At 69.4% G+C, this 16,581-nt stretch carries 20 protein-coding genes; 12 read left to right on the forward strand and 8 right to left on the reverse strand.

Features of this window, described 5'->3' with window-relative positions; genetic code table 11:
* Nucleotides 1-62: 62 nt before the first annotated feature.
* The 3 genes from ACHAAJ_RS10520 to ACHAAJ_RS10530 all read right to left on the reverse strand — a co-directional run bounded on the left by ACHAAJ_RS10520 (nucleotide 63) and on the right by ACHAAJ_RS10530 (nucleotide 2,582).
* On the reverse strand, nucleotides 63-1,379 hold the full coding sequence (locus tag ACHAAJ_RS10520; protein WP_435728093.1) for an APC family permease: 1,317 nt from the start codon (nucleotides 1,377-1,379) through the stop codon (nucleotides 63-65).
* 127 nt (nucleotides 1,380-1,506) lie between these two features.
* Nucleotides 1,507-1,917 (reverse strand): four-helix bundle copper-binding protein, encoded by a 411-nt coding sequence (locus tag ACHAAJ_RS10525; protein WP_435728094.1) that lies wholly within the window; start codon nucleotides 1,915-1,917, stop codon nucleotides 1,507-1,509.
* 296 nt (nucleotides 1,918-2,213) lie between these two features.
* Nucleotides 2,214-2,582, reverse strand: a complete 369-nt coding sequence (locus ACHAAJ_RS10530) for a hypothetical protein (protein WP_435728095.1) — start codon at nucleotides 2,580-2,582, stop codon at nucleotides 2,214-2,216.
* Here ACHAAJ_RS10530 and ACHAAJ_RS10535 point away from each other — a divergent pair.
* On the forward strand, nucleotides 2,572-2,739 hold the full coding sequence (locus ACHAAJ_RS10535) for a hypothetical protein (protein ID WP_435728096.1): 168 nt from the start codon (nucleotides 2,572-2,574) through the stop codon (nucleotides 2,737-2,739). The genes ACHAAJ_RS10530 and ACHAAJ_RS10535 overlap by 11 nt on opposite strands.
* Nucleotides 2,740-2,838: 99 nt before the next feature.
* On the opposite strand, the gene ACHAAJ_RS10540 is transcribed toward ACHAAJ_RS10535, so the two are convergent.
* Nucleotides 2,839-3,267, reverse strand: a complete 429-nt coding sequence (locus ACHAAJ_RS10540; protein WP_435728097.1) for a hypothetical protein — start codon at nucleotides 3,265-3,267, stop codon at nucleotides 2,839-2,841.
* 299 nt (nucleotides 3,268-3,566) lie between these two features.
* Here ACHAAJ_RS10540 and ACHAAJ_RS10545 point away from each other — a divergent pair, with 299 nt between their 5' ends.
* Nucleotides 3,567-3,833 (forward strand): YrhK family protein, encoded by a 267-nt coding sequence (locus ACHAAJ_RS10545; protein ID WP_435728098.1) that lies wholly within the window; start codon nucleotides 3,567-3,569, stop codon nucleotides 3,831-3,833.
* 153 nt (nucleotides 3,834-3,986) lie between these two features.
* Nucleotides 3,987-4,775: a hypothetical protein gene (locus ACHAAJ_RS10550; RefSeq protein WP_435728099.1), complete on the forward strand. Its 789-nt coding sequence runs from the start codon at nucleotides 3,987-3,989 to the stop codon at nucleotides 4,773-4,775.
* A 44-nt stretch (nucleotides 4,776-4,819) separates the two neighbouring features.
* Here ACHAAJ_RS10550 and ACHAAJ_RS10555 read toward each other — a convergent pair whose 3' ends face one another.
* Entirely contained in the window at nucleotides 4,820-5,545 is a 726-nt protein-coding gene (locus tag ACHAAJ_RS10555) for a DUF72 domain-containing protein (RefSeq protein WP_435728100.1), read from the reverse strand.
* Nucleotides 5,546-5,643: 98 nt separating this feature from the next.
* Between ACHAAJ_RS10555 and ACHAAJ_RS10560 the strand changes: the two genes are divergently transcribed.
* The 5 genes from ACHAAJ_RS10560 (at nucleotide 5,644) to ACHAAJ_RS10580 (ending at nucleotide 9,778) form a co-directional block, all read left to right on the forward strand.
* Nucleotides 5,644-6,054, forward strand: a complete 411-nt coding sequence (locus ACHAAJ_RS10560) for a TOBE domain-containing protein (protein WP_435728101.1) — start codon at nucleotides 5,644-5,646, stop codon at nucleotides 6,052-6,054.
* On the forward strand, nucleotides 6,051-6,824 hold the full coding sequence (gene modA / locus ACHAAJ_RS10565) for a molybdate ABC transporter substrate-binding protein (protein ID WP_435728102.1): 774 nt from the start codon (nucleotides 6,051-6,053) through the stop codon (nucleotides 6,822-6,824). Before ACHAAJ_RS10560 ends, modA begins: the two co-directional genes overlap by 4 nt.
* Complete coding sequence (locus ACHAAJ_RS10570; RefSeq protein ID WP_435728103.1) at nucleotides 6,821-7,648, forward strand: ABC transporter permease; 828 nt, start codon at nucleotides 6,821-6,823, stop codon at nucleotides 7,646-7,648. Before modA ends, ACHAAJ_RS10570 begins: the two co-directional genes overlap by 4 nt.
* Nucleotides 7,645-8,694 (forward strand): sulfate/molybdate ABC transporter ATP-binding protein, encoded by a 1,050-nt coding sequence (locus tag ACHAAJ_RS10575; protein ID WP_435728104.1) that lies wholly within the window; start codon nucleotides 7,645-7,647, stop codon nucleotides 8,692-8,694. Before ACHAAJ_RS10570 ends, ACHAAJ_RS10575 begins: the two co-directional genes overlap by 4 nt.
* Before the next feature lie 115 nt (nucleotides 8,695-8,809).
* A complete protein-coding gene (locus ACHAAJ_RS10580; protein ID WP_435728105.1) occupies nucleotides 8,810-9,778 on the forward strand; it encodes a zinc-binding dehydrogenase in 969 nt (322 codons plus the stop codon).
* 22 nt (nucleotides 9,779-9,800) lie between these two features.
* Here the strand turns inward: ACHAAJ_RS10580 and ACHAAJ_RS10585 are convergent, their stop codons facing one another.
* On the reverse strand, nucleotides 9,801-10,622 hold the full coding sequence (locus ACHAAJ_RS10585; RefSeq protein ID WP_435728106.1) for a hypothetical protein: 822 nt from the start codon (nucleotides 10,620-10,622) through the stop codon (nucleotides 9,801-9,803).
* Between the two features lie 11 nt (nucleotides 10,623-10,633).
* Nucleotides 10,634-11,557 (reverse strand): NAD(P)H-binding protein, encoded by a 924-nt coding sequence (locus ACHAAJ_RS10590; protein ID WP_435728107.1) that lies wholly within the window; start codon nucleotides 11,555-11,557, stop codon nucleotides 10,634-10,636.
* A 97-nt stretch (nucleotides 11,558-11,654) separates the two neighbouring features.
* On the opposite strand from ACHAAJ_RS10590, the gene ACHAAJ_RS10595 reads away from it, so the two are divergent.
* Nucleotides 11,655-12,476: an SGNH/GDSL hydrolase family protein gene (locus tag ACHAAJ_RS10595; RefSeq protein ID WP_435728108.1), complete on the forward strand. Its 822-nt coding sequence runs from the start codon at nucleotides 11,655-11,657 to the stop codon at nucleotides 12,474-12,476.
* A 94-nt stretch (nucleotides 12,477-12,570) separates the two neighbouring features.
* Complete coding sequence (locus tag ACHAAJ_RS10600; protein WP_435728109.1) at nucleotides 12,571-13,836, forward strand: MFS transporter; 1,266 nt, start codon at nucleotides 12,571-12,573, stop codon at nucleotides 13,834-13,836.
* A 5-nt stretch (nucleotides 13,837-13,841) separates the two neighbouring features.
* Here the strand turns inward: ACHAAJ_RS10600 and ald are convergent, their stop codons facing one another.
* The gene (gene ald, locus ACHAAJ_RS10605) at nucleotides 13,842-14,972 is read right to left on the reverse strand and encodes an alanine dehydrogenase (protein ID WP_435728110.1); all 1,131 of its coding nucleotides are present in this window, start codon (nucleotides 14,970-14,972) and stop codon (nucleotides 13,842-13,844) included.
* 113 nt (nucleotides 14,973-15,085) lie between these two features.
* On the opposite strand from ald, the gene ACHAAJ_RS10610 reads away from it, so the two are divergent.
* Together ACHAAJ_RS10610 and ACHAAJ_RS10615 are read left to right on the forward strand one after the other, a co-directional pair.
* The gene (locus ACHAAJ_RS10610; protein ID WP_435728111.1) at nucleotides 15,086-15,601 is read left to right on the forward strand and encodes an Lrp/AsnC family transcriptional regulator; all 516 of its coding nucleotides are present in this window, start codon (nucleotides 15,086-15,088) and stop codon (nucleotides 15,599-15,601) included.
* Between the two features lie 120 nt (nucleotides 15,602-15,721).
* On the forward strand, nucleotides 15,722-16,480 hold the full coding sequence (locus ACHAAJ_RS10615) for a pullulanase X25 domain-containing protein (RefSeq protein WP_435728112.1): 759 nt from the start codon (nucleotides 15,722-15,724) through the stop codon (nucleotides 16,478-16,480).
* Nucleotides 16,481-16,581: the final 101 nt, after the last annotated feature.

The following is a 16,581-nucleotide window of genomic DNA, read 5'->3' on the forward strand; positions in this document are numbered from 1 at the left end:
GCTGCCGGGCACGCTTCCGTCGTTACTTCGCTGAGTCGCTGCTTCGTTGGAGGTGTTGTGCCTCAGTGCGTGGCTTTGTGATGGCGGACCACCGCCCACTGGGTGGCGATGATGATGATCGCGACGGTTGCCGTGATGACGAGGGTGAACGCTTCGGACTGCGCCTTGAGGAGCAGGAAGGGGACGAGGACCGCGATGTCGAGGATGATGGCGACGACGGGGACCCAGATCTTGGCGTCGACGTCCTCCCGGAGGTGCCTGATGATGCCCCAGTGGATGGCGATGTCCATGACGAGGTAGAGGATCGCCCCGAGCGAGGCGATCTGGGACAGGTCGAAGAAGGCGGCCATGATGATGGCCAGCCCGGCGGTGATGAACAGTGACTGGTGTGCCTTGTGTCCGGGCAATCCTGGTGCCTGGCCCATGTCGTGGAGCATGTCGTAGAGCTTGGAGACGGAGAAGAGGCTGGCGATGAGCCCGGAGAGGGTAGCTACGACGGCGATGATGACGGTCAGCACCACGCCCACGGATCCGAAAGCGGGTTCGGCCGCTTCGGCGAGGGCGTAGTCCCTGGCTTCCACGATCTGCGGGACCGTGAGGCTTCCTGTGACCGCGACCGTGATGAGGAGGTAGAGCACCGTGCACAGGCTGATGGAGATGATGATGGAACGGCCGATGTTGCGCTCGGGATCGCGCAGGTCCGCGCCCTGGTTCGTGATCGTGGTGAACCCCTTGTAGGCGAGGATGCACAGCGTCACGCCCGCCAGGAAGCCCAGCAGGCCCGAGTCGGGTGGGGTTCGTTCGGCCGTGGTGAACAGCCTGCCCAGTGAGGAGACACCGGCAGCGAAGATCCCTCCGATGGCCAGGATCGCGATGCCGATGATCTTCAGGCCCGCGGTGACGGTTGCGGAGCGTTCCACCAACCGGTTACCGACCAGATTCACCAGTGCGGCAGCAGCGATGGCGAGTACCGCCAGGATCGGCACCCAGAGTGCCGAGGACTGCATCCCGAAAGGCCGGAGGACGTAGGTGCCGAAGGTACGGCCGAGGAGGCTTTCGGCCATGATCATCGATACGTACATGAACAGTGAGAGTGAGCCGGCGGCTATGCCGGGGCCATACGCCGCCTTGAGGAGCATCGCGATCCCGCCCGAGGACGGGTTCGTCGCGGAGTAGCGGACGTAGGAATACGAGCTGAAACCGACGACGACGGCGCCGGCGAGGAACGCCCAGGGAACCCAGCCTCCGGCGAGCTCGGCGACCTGCCCCACCAGGGCGAAGATCCCGGCTCCGATCATGACACCGGTACCGAGTGCCACGGAACCGACCAATGACAGTTTCTGCTCGTCCTTCGACGACGTGTCCTTCATGTCCTTCATGTCCATCCTTCTGTCTGTCACCGCACTCGTTGCAGACTGCGAGGCGCTTACGTGCCCACCATCACTTAGCGAGCGACAGTCGGGTACGGGGGGGGCTACCCGGTACCCAGTACCGGATTTGCGGGTGCTAGCTGAGGGAGGTCAGCAGTTCCTCGCAGGCCTTTTCGCACCGGCGGCACGCTTCGGCGCAGATCTGGCAGTGCTCGTGCATGCCGGCGTGCTGCTCACACTCGTCAGCGCACGCCTTACACGCAGCGAGGCATGCCTCCACGATGCTGCGGGTGATGTCCGCGTTGTATCCGGTGCGGCGGGACAGGACGTTGCCCGTGGTTGCGCAGATGTCAGCGCAGTCCAGGTTGGTGCGGATGCACTTCGTCAGCTCAGCGACCATGTCCTCGCTGAGGCAGGCATCAGCACAGGCCGTACAGGTATGGGCGCATTCGAAACACGCCGCGATGCACTCCGCGAGTTTGGCCTGGTCGATCCCTCCCAGATCCTTCGGGTAGGTCTCGAGCATGGACGTCACATTGTGTGTCATGTCGTTCTCCTGGTTCAGGGTGGCAGGAGTCAGCCACCGGGACTGGTTAGTGCATGCCGCACCACCCTAAGCAGAAGCTAAGCCTGCTGACCAGCCTGACCATCGGTACCCACTGTCCGTGGAAGAGGATTTTGAGCTGCTGCCGCAGAATTCCCAGGGGCCTGGCGTGAGCCCACAACAGGTTTCACGTTCCTCTCTCGCTGAACGCGAAAGTGGCAGGCACCCCCGTCCAGGGCGCCTGCCACTTCTGTCCACCCTACGGACGTCGGACGTCCGCAGGCCGGTGTTCGCCGGTGTTAGCCGTTGACGCGTACGAAGGACGAGCCGGGGAGGTCCGACAGCGAGTGTTTGATGGTGAGGTTCGCACCGTTCATGCCGCTGCTGATGACTTCGCCGTTGCCGACGTAGATCGCGATGTGGCCGTAAGCCGAGGCGACCAGGGCCGCGCCCACGCCGCTGGCAGGAACCGATGATGCTGCAGGGGCGATCGGGGTGATAGCGGCCGAGGCCAGGACATAGCTGGGCTGCGCTGCTGCAGGAGCTGGTGCTGCTGCGGGAGCTGGAGTTGCTGCAGGGGCAGGAGCCGTGTAGAACACCTGGTTTGCCGGTGTTGCGGGAACAGCGGCCGGGCTGACCGCAGCGGTGGCGGTGGTGGTGGCTGCCACCGCAATCGCGACCATCGTGCGCATCACCGGTGGAAACTTCCGCCTCGTCGACCGGCTCATCACCCAAATCCGACGCATCCAAGCCCTCAACAAGCTCGACACCCTCACCCCCGAGCTCGTCGACGCCGCTCGCGAAGCACTCCTCATCGGCCACTAATCGCTGCCAAAACAACGCCACTTATCGCTGCGATTCACACGCGGACGCGAAAGGGTCTCGACGAACTGTCTTGCAACCCGCGGGTTGCAAGACAGTGATTCACGCGGAATCTGAGGCGTGCGACGCTTGGCGGAAGAAGGTCTTGGGCTGAACTGTCTGGCCTGGCTGGCCGTGCGCTGATGTTGGCGGGGGTTTCGGGCAGGCCATCTTCACGAGGGCTTTGTTGTAGTCGTCAGCGAAATCGATCCGGGTCAGGTGCTTGTACTTAAACTGGGTCATATAGTCGTCCCATGTCCTGTCGGGATAGATCGTCAGAATCCAGACGGACTTCTTGCCCCAGTCCGCCGGCGACCCAATCCGGCACATATCTGGACACCTGGCTTCTTCGAAGAGCGTCACGACGCTGGCGAAGCTCACAGCGGAGATGAAACTGGATGGGCTGGAAAGGTCGATGAGTTCCGCGGGTTTGACCGGCGGCCAAGCCTGGTGCTCGCGTAGGAAGGGCAGGAATCTGGTGTCGGCTTCCACGCGGCGGGCCTGATGCCCTCGATCGGGGAGATCCAGGTCGCCGATGTCCCCGGCCGGTTTGAACCCGGCACCGGAGAGGTCAACTTACGGGCCGTGGGGACAGTTTTGCGGGGAGCCGGCTATAACGGCGTCGTCGGTCTCAGGGCCGGAGCCTCGGGCGGACCGGACCTGGAATCGGGGGATGCTGTCTTCGCCACCTTCCGCACCGCCTTCGACGTATGACACGCGCCGACCTGCGATGTTTACCTTGGAAGGGCCGACGGACTACGCACATCCGCACAGAAGACGGAAGGAATCTTGTGGGAAACGACCTGGAACTACGCCTGGGCGGGGAGGAACTCGTCCTCCACGACAGGTACGAGATCGTCTCGATACTGAACGACGTTCTGATCGCCGTTTGGTTCATCATCGGCAGCCTGCTCTTCTTTGGCGAAAGCACCCAGACAGCCGGAACCTGGATGTTCCTTGCGGGTTCCATGGAGCTGCTCATCCGCCCGGTCATCCGGTTGACGAGGAACATCCACATCAAGTCGGTCTCGAGGAACACCGACACCGGCGACTACTGAGCGGGTGTCGCCCAGACCAGACGGCTTCCATCGGGACGCGAGGGGGTTCGGGCATACTGATGAAGGCTGCCCTGAAATTCCGCGTCAGCCTCTTCGGCCACCTGGAGGACACCTACGCGCTCACCCACCGCACCCGCGAGAACGGTTGATCCAGTGGTTCGCGGACGACGGGTCTTCAGGGAGGGCGCCTGGCGCCTGATGGAGCCGATGCACAAGGGCCTGCTCCTCGGCGTGCTGGCCGGGGCGGTCCTCGCCTTGCTGACGCACCAGCTACCGTGGCTCGCGGCCGGGGTCTTCCTCGGCGTGTGGATCGGGCATACCGCCGGCCGCCGACGGCAGAGGAAACGCAAGACCCGTCATCAGGCACGGAACGGAGCCCCCGCGCGCCGTGCGGTCCCCCGCCCGGAAGAAACTCCCGAACACCGGGACGAACGGCTGCGCTGGGCCGCGACGTTCCGGGGCACGCGATTGCTCGAAGGCCGGACCGACCGTGGCGGCGCGCTCGAGGAGATCCGGAATACCGTTCTTGGCTTCCCTTTCGAGCGCTACGAAGCCGAGCTCGACGAGGCACTGGCGCGCATCGATCAGTACCGGGTGGGGGTCCGGGCCCGGAGGGCGAAGCTCGTCGGGGAGGCACGGGAAATGGATGCGCTCAACGCCGTGTTCACCCTCTGGTATTTCAACGGCCGGTTCTCCGGGCACGTCGGGGAGTGCGCACTGGGGCCGATCGACCCCGTTAAGGCTTTGGGCGACCTGCATCCGCCGGAGGTATTGGAGGAGGTCGCGGTCCGTTCCGAGGCCCTGATCGACGAAGGCGTCAGCATGGGCATTGGCTCTTGGGACCACGAACCCAACATGGCCCACCTGCGCCAATCCCACCCCGGGTTCAGCGACCGTGCGCTGGCTGACGCCCTCGACTGGGGCCACCTCATCTACCGCTGAGCGGTCCCGCTACCTGCGGGGCTCCGCGGCCTCGTTCCGCAGGCCTACCCGAGGAAGTGGCGCAGCGTGCCCGCGTTGCGGACGGCGTGGCCGTCGCCATCGTTGTTGAAGTAGACGTAGACGTCCTTGCCGGCGGCCCGCCATTCCCGGATCCGGTCCGCCCACCAGCGCAGGTCGTCGTCCGAGTACGACCCCGCGTACAGGTGGTTGTGGTCGGGTCCGTGCATGCGCACGTAGACGAACGGCGCGGTCGCCTCCAACACGCAGGGCAGCCCGGCGCCACTCATGATGCAGTAGGCGGCGCCGTGCCGGGCCAGCAGGGCGTACACGTCCGCGTGGTGCCAGCTGGCGTGCCGGAATTCCACCGCGACCCGGATCCACTCGGGCAGCCCGTCGAGGAAATGGTGCAGCCGGGCGTCGTCGCGCTCCATGCCCGGAGGTAACTGGACCAGCAGGACGGCGCGCTTTTCCGCAAGCTCGTGCCAGGCGGACGCGATCCGCCGGGTCCACGCCTCCGGGGCATAGAGCCGCTTCGCGTGCGTCAGCCCGCGGGGCGCCTTGACCGTGAACGCGAAACCGTCCGGCAGGCGCCGGCGCCACCCGGCGAAGGTCTGGTCGCGGGGCCACCGGTAGAAGCTGGCGTTCAGCTCGACGGTGTCGAACCGGCGCACATAGTGCGCCAGCCGATCCCGGTCCGGGGTGCCGGCCGGGTACAGGACGTCGTTCCAGTGTGCGTAGCTCCAGCCGGACGTGCCGATGCGGACTTCCATGCCTTCCCTTATATCCTGAACCGCCTCGATCCCGGCGAAATCTCCCGATGTGCGGAGAAAAACCCCCAAACTATCCGCAAATAGGGAAGTATGGGTGCATGCCCACGATCCGCATTGCCGAGGCCGCCCGCTTCCTGGGCGTCAGCGACGACACCGTCCGGCGCTGGACGGAGAACGGCACCCTGACCGCTGAGCGCGACGACGCCGGTCGGCTGGCCGTCGACGGCCTGGCGCTCGCCCGCCTGGCGAGGGACCAGTCCCACCTTCCCGACGACCCCACACGCGTCGGGTCATCGGCCCGCAACCGGTTCGTCGGCCTGGTCACGGACATCACCGCCGACCGCGTCATGGCGCAGGTCGAACTCCAGTGCGGTCCCTTCCGCGTCGTCTCGCTCATGAGCACCGAGGCCGTCCGGGACCTCGGCCTCGAGCTCGGCTCCGTGGCCACCGCCGTGGTCAAGGCCACCACGGTCATCATCGAAACGCCCCAGGGAAAGAGCGTGCCGTGAGCGCCCGCCGCCGCGCCGCCGTCGCGCTCGCCGTCGCGGCCATCGCCACCGGAGTCTCGGGCTGCGCCGCCGCCGAGCCCGGGGACACCGTCACCGTCTTCGCCGCCGCCTCGCTCCGGGACACCTTCACGCAACTCGCGGACGACTTCGAAGCCCGGAACCCCGGCATCGACGTCCGCCTCAATTTCGCGGGGTCCGCGGACCTGGCCACGCAGATCGCCCAGGGCGCCCCGGCGGACGTCTTCGCGTCCGCCGACGAGCGCACCATGGCCCAGATCGCCGACGCCCAACTCACCGACGGCGCACCCCGCGCCTTCGCGACCAACACGCTGGAGATCGCGGTGCCGTCCGCCAACCCGGCCGCGATCGGCGGCCTCGCGGACCTGGCCCGGCCCGGCGTTAAACTCGTCGTGTGCGCACCCCAGGTGCCCTGCGGCGCCGCGGCCGCGGAACTCGCGGACGCGGCCGGCGTCGTGCTGGCGCCGGTCAGCGAGGAATCCTCCGTCACGGACGTGCTCGGCAAGGTGCTCTCCGGGGAGGCCGACGCCGGACTCGTCTATTCCACGGACATCCGGGCCACGGACGCCGAGGCGGCGGGGGGCCGGGTCCGCGGCATCCCCGTCCCCGGCGCCGGCGCGGCCGCCACCACGTACCCCATCGCGGCGCTGGCGACCGGCGCCAACCCGGACGCGGCGCGCGCCTTCGTCGCACTCGTCACCGGCGCCGACGGGCAAAAGACCCTGCACGACGCCGGATTCGGCACCCCGTGAGGGCCGCCGCGAAGCCGCGCGCCGGAGCCGGCTACACCGGCGTCCCGGGCTGGGTCTACGCCCTCGCCGTCGCCGGGGCACTGCTGGTGGTGCTGCCGCTCGCGGGCATCCTGGCCCAGGTCGACTGGCCGCGCTTCGTCCCGCTGGTCACGTCCGAATCGTCGCTGACCGCGCTCGGCCTGAGCCTGCGCACGGCCACCGCCAGCACTGCCCTGTGCGTCGTCTTCGGCGTGCCGCTGGCCATGGTCCTGGCGCGGAGCCCGTTCCCCGGCCAGCGTCTGCTCCGCGCGTTCGTCCTGCTGCCGCTGGTCCTGCCGCCTGTCGTCGGGGGCATCGCCCTGCTCTACACCTTCGGGCGGCAGGGCCTCCTGGGCCGGTACCTCGAACTCGCCGGCATCCAGATCGCGTTCTCCACCGCCGCCGTCGTGCTCGCCCAGACGTTCGTCGCGCTGCCGTTCCTCGTGGTGAGCCTCGAGGGCGCGCTGCGCACCGCCGGCACCCGATACGAATCCGTCGCGGCCACGCTCGGCGCCCGCCCCACCACCGTGCTGCGCCGCGTCACGCTGCCGCTGGTCCTGCCCGGCCTCGCGTCCGGCGCCGTGCTGTCCTTCGCGCGCTGCCTCGGCGAATTCGGCGCCACGCTCACGTTCGCCGGGAGCCTGGAGGGCGTCACCCGGACGCTGCCGCTGGAGATCTACCTGCAGCGCGAATCCGACGCCGATGCCGCCGTCGCGCTGTCCCTGCTGCTGGTCGCCGTGGCCGTCGCCGTCGTCGGGCTCTCCTACCGGCGCCGCGCCGCCGCGCCCCGGGGGGCGGCGGCATGAGCTTCCGCCTGCGCGCCGCCGTGGAGGCGCGGGGTTTCGACGTCTCCCTCGACGTCGCGCCCGGCGAGACCGTCGCCATCCTCGGACCCAACGGCGCCGGCAAGTCGACGCTCCTGGCCGTCGCCGCCGGGCTGCTACGACCCGACGCCGGCCGCGCCAGCATCGGGGACCGCGTCCTGTTCGACGTCGGCAACGGCGCCGACCGGTGGGTCCCGCCACACGCCCGCGGCACGGCTCTGCTGGCGCAGGAACCGCTCCTCTTCCCGCACTTGAGCGCCCTGGACAACGTCGCGTTCGGCCCGCGCAGCGCCGGCGCCTCCCGGGCCGCGGCCCGGGAGACGGCCGAACGCTGGCTGGGGGAGGTCGACGCCGAAGACCTCGCCGGCCGCCGCCCCGGCGCCCTTTCCGGCGGCCAGGCGCAGCGCGTGGCGGTCGCCCGGGCGCTGGCCGCCGACCCGGAACTGCTCCTGCTGGACGAGCCCATGGCGGCACTCGACCTCCACGCCGCGCCCCTGCTGCGGCGCCTGCTCAAGCGGGTCCTCGCCGGCCGCCGGGCCGTCATCGTCACCCACGACATCCTCGACGCCCTGATGCTGGCGGACCGGGTGGTGGTGCTGGAGAATGGCCGGGTGGCCGAGGAGGGGCCGACCCGTGCGGTGCTCGAGAGGCCGCGCAGCCGGTTCGCCGCTGGATTGGCCGGGCTGAACCTGATAGCCGGAACGCTCGGCCGCGAGGGAGTCGCCACGGCGGACGGACGGGTCGTCGCGGGGCACCACGACGACACCGTGCGGCCGGGCGACGACGCCGTGGCGGTCTTCCCGCCGTCGGCCGTGTCGGTTTTCCTGGTCCCCGAGCACGGCAGCCCGCGCAACGCGTTCGGCGTCCGGATCACGGACCTCGAGCCGCACGGCGACCAGATCCGCGTGCGCGCCGGGGGCCTCGCTGCGGACATCACGCCGGCGGCGTCCGCGGACCTGGGCCTCGCGCCCGGAATGGACGTCCACTTCGTGGTCAAGTCCGCCGCAGTCGCCATCTATCCGGCGTGAGCGCGGCGCGGGGCAGTGCGATGCCGACAGGCGGAACGCCGGGTCGAACGGGACGGTGCGATTCGGCAGACTGTCAGTGACGCCCCACACCGCCACATCTAGGAGCCACCCGCGCATGCTCGCCGCCGTTGCCGTCTCGCAAAACCCCGACGATCCGCTGTCCGGACTGGAACTCAAGGAGGTCCCCACGCCCGAGGCCGCGCCCGGCTGGACGCGCGTGAGGGTCAAGGCGTCCTCGCTGAACATGCACGACGTCTGGACGCTGCGTGGGATCGGGCACGACCCCAAGAACATCCCGATCATCCTGGGCTGCGACGTCGCCGGCGTCACGGACGACGGCCGCGAGGTGGTGGTCTACCCGGTCATCGCCGATCCCGACGCCGGATTCGGCGACGAGACCCTGGACCCGAACCGCGCACTGCTCTCCGAACGGCACGACGGCGGGTTCGCCGAATACATCGTGGTCCCCGACCGCTGCCTCGTGGACAAGCCGAGGCACCTGAGCTTCGAGGAGGCCGCCTGCCTACCAGTGGCCTGGTCCACCGCCTACCGCATGCTGTTCACCCAGGCCGGCATCAGGGCCGGGGACCGCGTGCTGGTCCAGGGCGCCGGCGGCGGGGTGGCCGGCGCCGCGATCGCCCTCGCCGCCGCGGCCGGCGCAACCGTCTACGCGACCAGCCGCACCGAGGAAAAGCGCGGGCTCGCCCTCGAACTGGGTGCCCACGCCGCCTTCGAGTCCGGGGCGCGCCTGCCGGAACGCGTGGACGTCGTCATCGAGACCGTGGGGGCGGCCACGTGGGCGCACTCCCTGCGCTGCCTGCGTCCGGGCGGGGCGATCGTGATCGCCGGAACCACCAGCGGCACCAGCCCGGAGGCGGACCTGGGCCGGATCTTCTACCAGCAGCTGCGGATCCTCGGCTCCACCGGATCGACGCGCCACGAGACGGTGGCGATGCTGCGCATGCTGGAGGCCACCGGGCTGCGCCCGCGGATCGACCGGACGGTCCCGCTGGCACGGATCCACGACGGCTTCCAGGCCATGATCGACGGCGACACCGCCGGCAAGATAGTCGTCACCATGTAGCGGAAGCCGACGCTGCCGGCGGCTATTCGTGGCCGTCGAGGCGGGCGAGCGCCGCGGAGGTGCCGAGCTCCGGCCGGTCCGCGGGGTGGTCCAGGTAGTGCCGCAGCGCGGCCAGCAGCCGGTGCGGGTCGCAGGCCAGATGCTGGACGTGGACCACCACGGGTCGGTCGCTGCGCGCGGCCGCGCCCTCCCGCAGGCGTAGCACCATGAGGGCCGGTCCCCGCTTGCCCAACGGCGAACGGCCGGGGGGGTCCTCCGCGGAGACGGACTCGATGTCCCGCCAGTAGACCTCGTGGATCCCGTGCGGGGCCAGGACCACCACGCGGCTGCGCGTGAGGTAGACGCCGGCCCGTTCGCGGGCGACCGCGGTGCGCATGTGGCGCAGGCCATGGCGCAGGATCCACAAACCGATCAGCAACAGGAACACGGACGCCCCGACCAGCAGGAACCGCGACGGTTCGCTGTGCAGGAGCAGGTATCTGGCAGCCAGGGCGAGGGAAGCCACGGCGGTCACGACGCCGAGTCCCACGGTGCTGGCGCCGAACGGAGTGGAGACCGGCAGCAGGTCGAAACGCGTGGCCGCGCGCCGGCCCGTGGAGGTCTCGACGGCGGCCGTCGCGGGCGGTTGCGTCTGAATGCCGCGGCGAAACGCGCGCACGATCGAGCCGGTGCTGCCGGCCGCGATGGCCAGCACCGGAACGGCGAAGAACCAGCGGCCCATCACGGCCGCGGCAACGCCCAGTCCCAGCAGGAAGGCGGCCAGGACAAAGGCGGGGACCAGATGGTGGGCGAGCTTCCAGCCCCGGTGCGGGGGATCCCAGAGCCGTGACGCGGGTGGGGCCATCGTCGCCAACCCTAGGCCCCGGCCGCCGACGGGCGTTCCAGCGTCTGGGCCAGGGAGCGCGCGGGCCTGCCGAGCAGGGATTCGACGTCGTCCGTCGTGGCGCCCAGGTCCCCGGCGGCGATGGCCGTGTAGGTGCTCACCCACGCGTCCACCTGCCAGGGGTCCGCACGGTAGCCCGCACGGGAGGCGTAGGCCTCCTCCAGCGACTCGTGGTGGAACGCCGCGGCGGTGCCGGTGAGCGTGGTGATCGCGGCGCAGGCTTCGGAAAGCGTGAAGGCCTCCGGCCCGGTGAGGTTGTAGGTCCGGCCGGCGTGCGCCGAGGACTGTCCGGCACCCAGCGCGTTCGCGGCTTCGCGGAGCACGACGGCGGCGCAATCCGCCACGTCGTCCCGCGCCACGGCGGCCACGCGCCCGTCGCCGGAGGGACCGCGCAGGATGCCGTCCTTCCCGACGAACAGCGGGAAAATGTCCTGGTAGAAGTTGTCGCGGAGGATGGTCCAGGCCATTCCGGAGGAGCGTAGGTGCTCTTCGGTATGGAAGTGGTCGCGCCCCAGCGTGAACACGGAATCCGGCGCGGCCCCCACGAAGGACGTGTACACCACGTGGCGGACACCGGCCCGCCGGGCGGAATCGATGAAGGTCCGGTGGCTGTCCAGGCGGTCGGCCGCCTCCGCCGCCGAAACCATCAGCAGCACGTCCACGCCGCGCATGGCCAGCTCGGCGTTCGGGTCGGTGTAGTCGACGGCGCCGGCCTCGACGGCGGCGCCGCCCGCCGCCGCGCGGAGCGCCTGCGCGGCGGACTCGGCGCGGGCCGTGTCGCGGGAGAACACCCGCAGGGGGACGGCCCCGGCCAGTCCGCGGGCGACCCGGCCGCCGATTTCCCCGGCGGCCCCGGCGATGGCGACGACGGCGGGGCGAGAAGGTGCAGGTTCCATGGCTCCACCGTACGCCGGGAGCGCGGCCGCAGAAGGGTTAACCCGGCGTTTGTGCATGCGTCGACCGCCCGCCGTCCACAATGCCTAGCCTGAGTGGATGGTTGAACGGTTCGTGGTGATCGGCGACTCCTTCACCGAGGGCGTGGGGGACTGGGACGCCCGGCTGCCCAACGGGGTGCGCGGTTGGGCGGACCGCGTGGCGAAACAACTCTCCAAGGCGGATCCCACGTGGGAGTACGCGAACCTGGCCATCCGCAGCCGGCGCCTGGACCGGATCATCGAGGAGCAGGTCGAACCCGCCGTGGCCATGCGGCCCACCGTCGTCTCCTTCTACGCCGGCGGCAACGACATCCTGGAGCTCCGCCACGACATGGACGCGATCCTGCACAGCTATGCGCGCGCCGTCGAACGCCTCTGCTTCTCCGGGGCGCGGGTCCTGCTCTTCACCGGCTTCGACGTCCCGATGCACCCGGTGCTGGAACCCATGAAGCGACGGAACTGGGCGTTCAACCGCGCCGTGCGCGAGCTCGCCGCGAAGCACGAGCGGGACGGCGCCGTGCTGGTGGACTACTGGACGTGGGACGCCTATCAGGACCGGCGGATGTGGGACACGGACAAGCTCCACATGAACCGCGCCGGCCACCGCTACATGGCCATCCAGGTCCTGAACATCCTCGGCGTCGTGCACCAGTTGGAGTTCGAGGAACTCGGGCCGCAGGACCGGGTGGTCCTCCGGGACGGACTGATCCGCGACGCCGAGTGGCTGCGCCAGTGGGTGCTGCCGATGTTCGGCCGGAGGCTGCGCGGAGTCACGCTGGGGGACCGGCTGGAACCCCGCTGGCCCGAACCGGTCAGGCCGGCCGACGGCCTGAAGCGGCTCTACCGCAAACGAACGCGGACTACCATGAAGGCATCATGAATTCACTGCGCAAATTCCAGAAACCCATGGCATGGATCGTCGTCGTTTCGATGGTGGCCATGACCGGAGCCGGACTCCTCCAGGTCCTGGCCGGGTGAGCACCGGCCCGGTGACCGGCGGGGCCACCGTCCCGGAGGCGCTCGCCGAACCGGTCCGCCGGGTGGGACCGAGATGGGTCACCGGCGTCGTGCTGGTGAACGTCGGCATCAACGTGGCGTTTTTCGCGCCGATCAACATCCTGCTGGGACTCCAGGCGACGGCGATCGACGCGGCCAACAAGGAAGCCATCCTCTCGCTGGTGACGGCGTGCGGGGCGGCCGTCTCGCTTGTCGCCAATCCGCTCAGCGGCGCCCTGTCGGACAGGACCGTCTCCCGCCTGGGACGGCGCTCGCCGTGGATCCTCGGCGGCGCCATCCTGGGGACCGCCGCCCTGCTGTTGCTCTCGGGCGCGACGACGATCGCCCTGCTGCTGCTGGGCTGGTGCCTGGTCCAGCTCGGCGCCAACGCCGCCTACTCCACGGTCTTCGCGGCCATCCCGGACCGGGTTCCGGTGGAGCAGCGCGGACAGGTCGGCGGGCTCGCAGCCATGGGACAGACCCTCGGCATCCTCGGCGGCTCGGTGATCGGCTTCGTGATCTTCGGCAACATCGCGTTCGGCTACTGGCTGTGCGCGGCTGCGCTGCTGCTCTCCGTGGTGCCCTACCTGGTCCGCTCCGACGACCCGGTCCTCCCGCGCGTCGAGCGGGAGCCGTGGAAACTGGGCGAATTCCTGCGCGGCTTCTGGATCAACCCGGCGCTGCACCCGGACTTCGGCTGGGCCTGGTTGACCCGGTTCCTGATGTTCGTGGGGAACCAGCTGACGATCGTCTACCTGCTGTTTTTCCTCACCGACGTCATCCGCCACCCCAACCCGCCGGGCGGCGTGCTGGTGCTGACCGGCCTCTACGCCGGGATGGTGGTGGTCACCAGCGTGATCGCGGGCCGGTGGAGCGACCGGGTCGGCAAGCGCCGCGTCTTCGTCGCGGGATCCTCCGCGCTGATCGCCTGCGCAGCGCTCATCATGGCGATCTTCCCGGTCTGGACCGGGGCAATCGTGGGCGCCGGCGTGCTGGGCGTCGGCTTCGGCGCCTACCTGGCGGTCGACTTCGCGCTGCTCACCCAGGTGCTGCCCTCGGCCGCGGCCCGCGGGAAGGACCTCGGCGTCATCAACATCGCCGCGGCCCTTCCGCAGGTCGTGGCCCCGGCGCTGGCACTCGTGGCCGTCAAGTACCTCGGCGGCTACGGCTCCATGTTCACGCTCGCCGCGGTCATCGGGCTCGCCTCCGCCGTGCTGGTGTACCGGATCAAGTCCGTTCCCTAGGTCCCCTATCGCGCCAGCGCCTCGCCGGCAAGGACGGAGGTCGTGGCTAGGAAGTCGAGCCCGTGGGCCTCGGCGACGGGGGCGTAGGTGATCCGTCCGTCGTGGACGTTCAGGCCGGCGGCGAGTCCCGCGTCCTCGCGCAGCGCCTCGCGCCAGCCCTTGGACGCGATGCGCAGCGCGTAGGGGAGGGTCGCGTTGGTCAGCGCCGCGGTCGAGGTCTGCGGGACCGCGCCCGGCATGTTGGCCACGCAGTAGTAGACGGCGTCGTGCACCTTGAAGATGGGATCGGCGTGCGTGGTGGGGCGGGAGCCCTCGAAGCAGCCGCCCTGGTCGATCGCGATGTCCACGAGCACCGAACCCGGGCGCATCTGCGCCACCATGTCCTTGGTGACGAGCTTCGGCGCGGCCGTGCCGGGAATCAGCACGGAGCCGATCACGAGATCCGCCGCAGCGACTTCGCCGGCGATGGTGAAGGCGGACGAGGCGAGGGTCTTGATGCGCCCCTTGTGCGTGGTGTCGATTTCCTTGAGACGGCCGAGGTTGATGTCGATGATGGTGACGTCGGCACCCATGCCCGCGGCGATGATCGCCGAGTTCTCTCCGGCGACGCCGCCGCCGATCACGACGACCTTGGCCGGACGGGTCCCGGGGACGCCGCCCATTAGGATGCCGGCTCCGCCGCTGGGCTGCTGCAGGTGGACGGCGCCGATCTGCGCGGCGAGGCGTCCGGCGACCTCTGACATCGGGGCCAGCAGCGGCAGGCTCCGGCCGGACGTCACGGTCTCGTACGCGATGGCAGTGGTTCCGGCGGCGACGAGCGCCTCGGTGCATTCGCGGGATGCCGCGAGGTGCAGGTAGGTGAAGAGCACCTGGCCGCGGCGCATGCGGTGGTACTCGTCCGCGATGGGCTCCTTGACCTTGAGGACCATGTCCGCCTCGGCCCACGTGGCGTCGGCGTCGGCGGCGATGCGCGCCCCGGCGCTGACGTAGACCTCGTCCGGGATGCCGGAGCCGACTCCGGCGCCGGACTCGATGACGACGTCGTGGCCGCGGCCGACGAATTCGGACACGCCTGCGGGCGTGATGGCCACGCGGAATTCGTTGTTCTTGATTTCCTTGGGTACGCCGATGATCATGGTTTTCGCTCCTGGATGGGGGTGGATCTCTTGCATCAATCGTAGGTTTTCCTGCGGTTCTATAGGGCTTAGACGGAAGTTCTTGCGGTAATCTCAGGTCAATCTAAGTTTTAATGCGGAAAACGGAAGGTGTGACGGTGGCCACAGTGAAAGATCTTCGGGGTCGGCGTCCGGTGGATCTCGACGAGATCGACCGGGGTCTGCTGCGCATGCTCTCGGAGAACGCCCGGCGCACCAACAACTCCCTCGCCCAGGAGCTCGGCATCGCCGCGTCCACGTGCCTGGCCCGGGTGAACGCCCTCCGCGAATCCGGGGTCATCCGCAAATTCACGGTGGATATCGATCCGGAGGTGCTCGGGCACGCGCTGGAGGCCCTGATCTTCGTCCGCATCCGCGCGGGGGCCCGGCACCTGATGTCCGCCTTCGCCGAGGAGATCCGGGCCAAGCCGGGCGTCACGCAGTTGTTCTTCCTCGGAGGCACGGACGACTTCCTCATCCATGTGGCCGTCAAGGACTCCAACGACGTGCGGCAGTTCGTCCTCGACAACCTCTCGGCCAATCCGGCGGTCGCCTCGACCCAGACGTCTCTGGTCTTCGAGCATTCGCAGGGCCTGGTCCCCTGGGTGTGAATCCGCGGGTGTGACCAGAGTCACGGTGGCTACCCGCCGGTAGTTCACCTGCCATGTCTGGTTTTGGCCGCGTCCCTGTGAAATGACTGGTTGTACACCCCTGCACCGAGGAGCACTTTCATGGCGATCCAGAACACCGAACGGCGGCTCAAGGCCGTGCTCGACATGTTGAGTGCGGCAGCCAGCGAAGGAGCCCCCGTGAACGCCGGGACGGTCCTCGCCGAGGCGCTCGTCCAGGTGCCGCCGACCCCGCAGGAGGCGGAGTTGCTCAGCGGCGGAATCCCGCGCGGCCACAAGAACCTGACGACGGCGACGGCCCGTTTGGTCAAGGCCGGATGGATGGTCAAGAACAGGTCGGGTTGGAGCGCCACGGATACGGGACAGCGGGCGACCGTCGCGTTCCCGACGGCGGCGAAGTTCGCCGAGGCGCTGGCGGCCGGAACCCCGGTGCCGGAGGGCACGCCGTTGCCGAAGCCGAAACCCGCGAAGGCCGCGGCCAAAAAGACCCCCGCCAAGAAGGCCCCGGCCAAGCGGCAGCCGCGCGCGAAGAAGACGGCCGCCGTCGTGCCGCCGGAGGGACAGCCGCGCTCCGTCGCCCTGGCCGGAGACTTCGCGACGCACCTCGGCGCGGACGAGAACTGGAACCCGGCCACCCCGGCCGTGCAGATGGCGTTCGATCCGTCCGAAGACCGGTGGAGGCTCGCGGTCGACCTGCCCCGCGGGCGGTACGAGTACAAGGTCGTCCTGGACAACTCGTGGGACGAGAACTACGGGGCGTTCGGCGTGCGCGACGGGGCCAACCACTCGCTCGAACACCCGGGCGGGCCGCTCGTCTTCGCCTACGATCACGGCGCCCGCGACATCGTCCCCGGGCGGTAGCCGGCACGGCGCACGTATCCGTCCGCCCGTCGCCACCCCTCTATAGTGTGGAGACAGGCAGGACGCGGCCCGATGCGGGCCACATGCATCACCCACACGAA

The sequence above is a fragment of the Arthrobacter arnarulunnguaqae genome, from assembly GCF_051262515.1.
GTDB lineage: Bacteria > Actinomycetota > Actinomycetes > Actinomycetales > Micrococcaceae > Arthrobacter_N.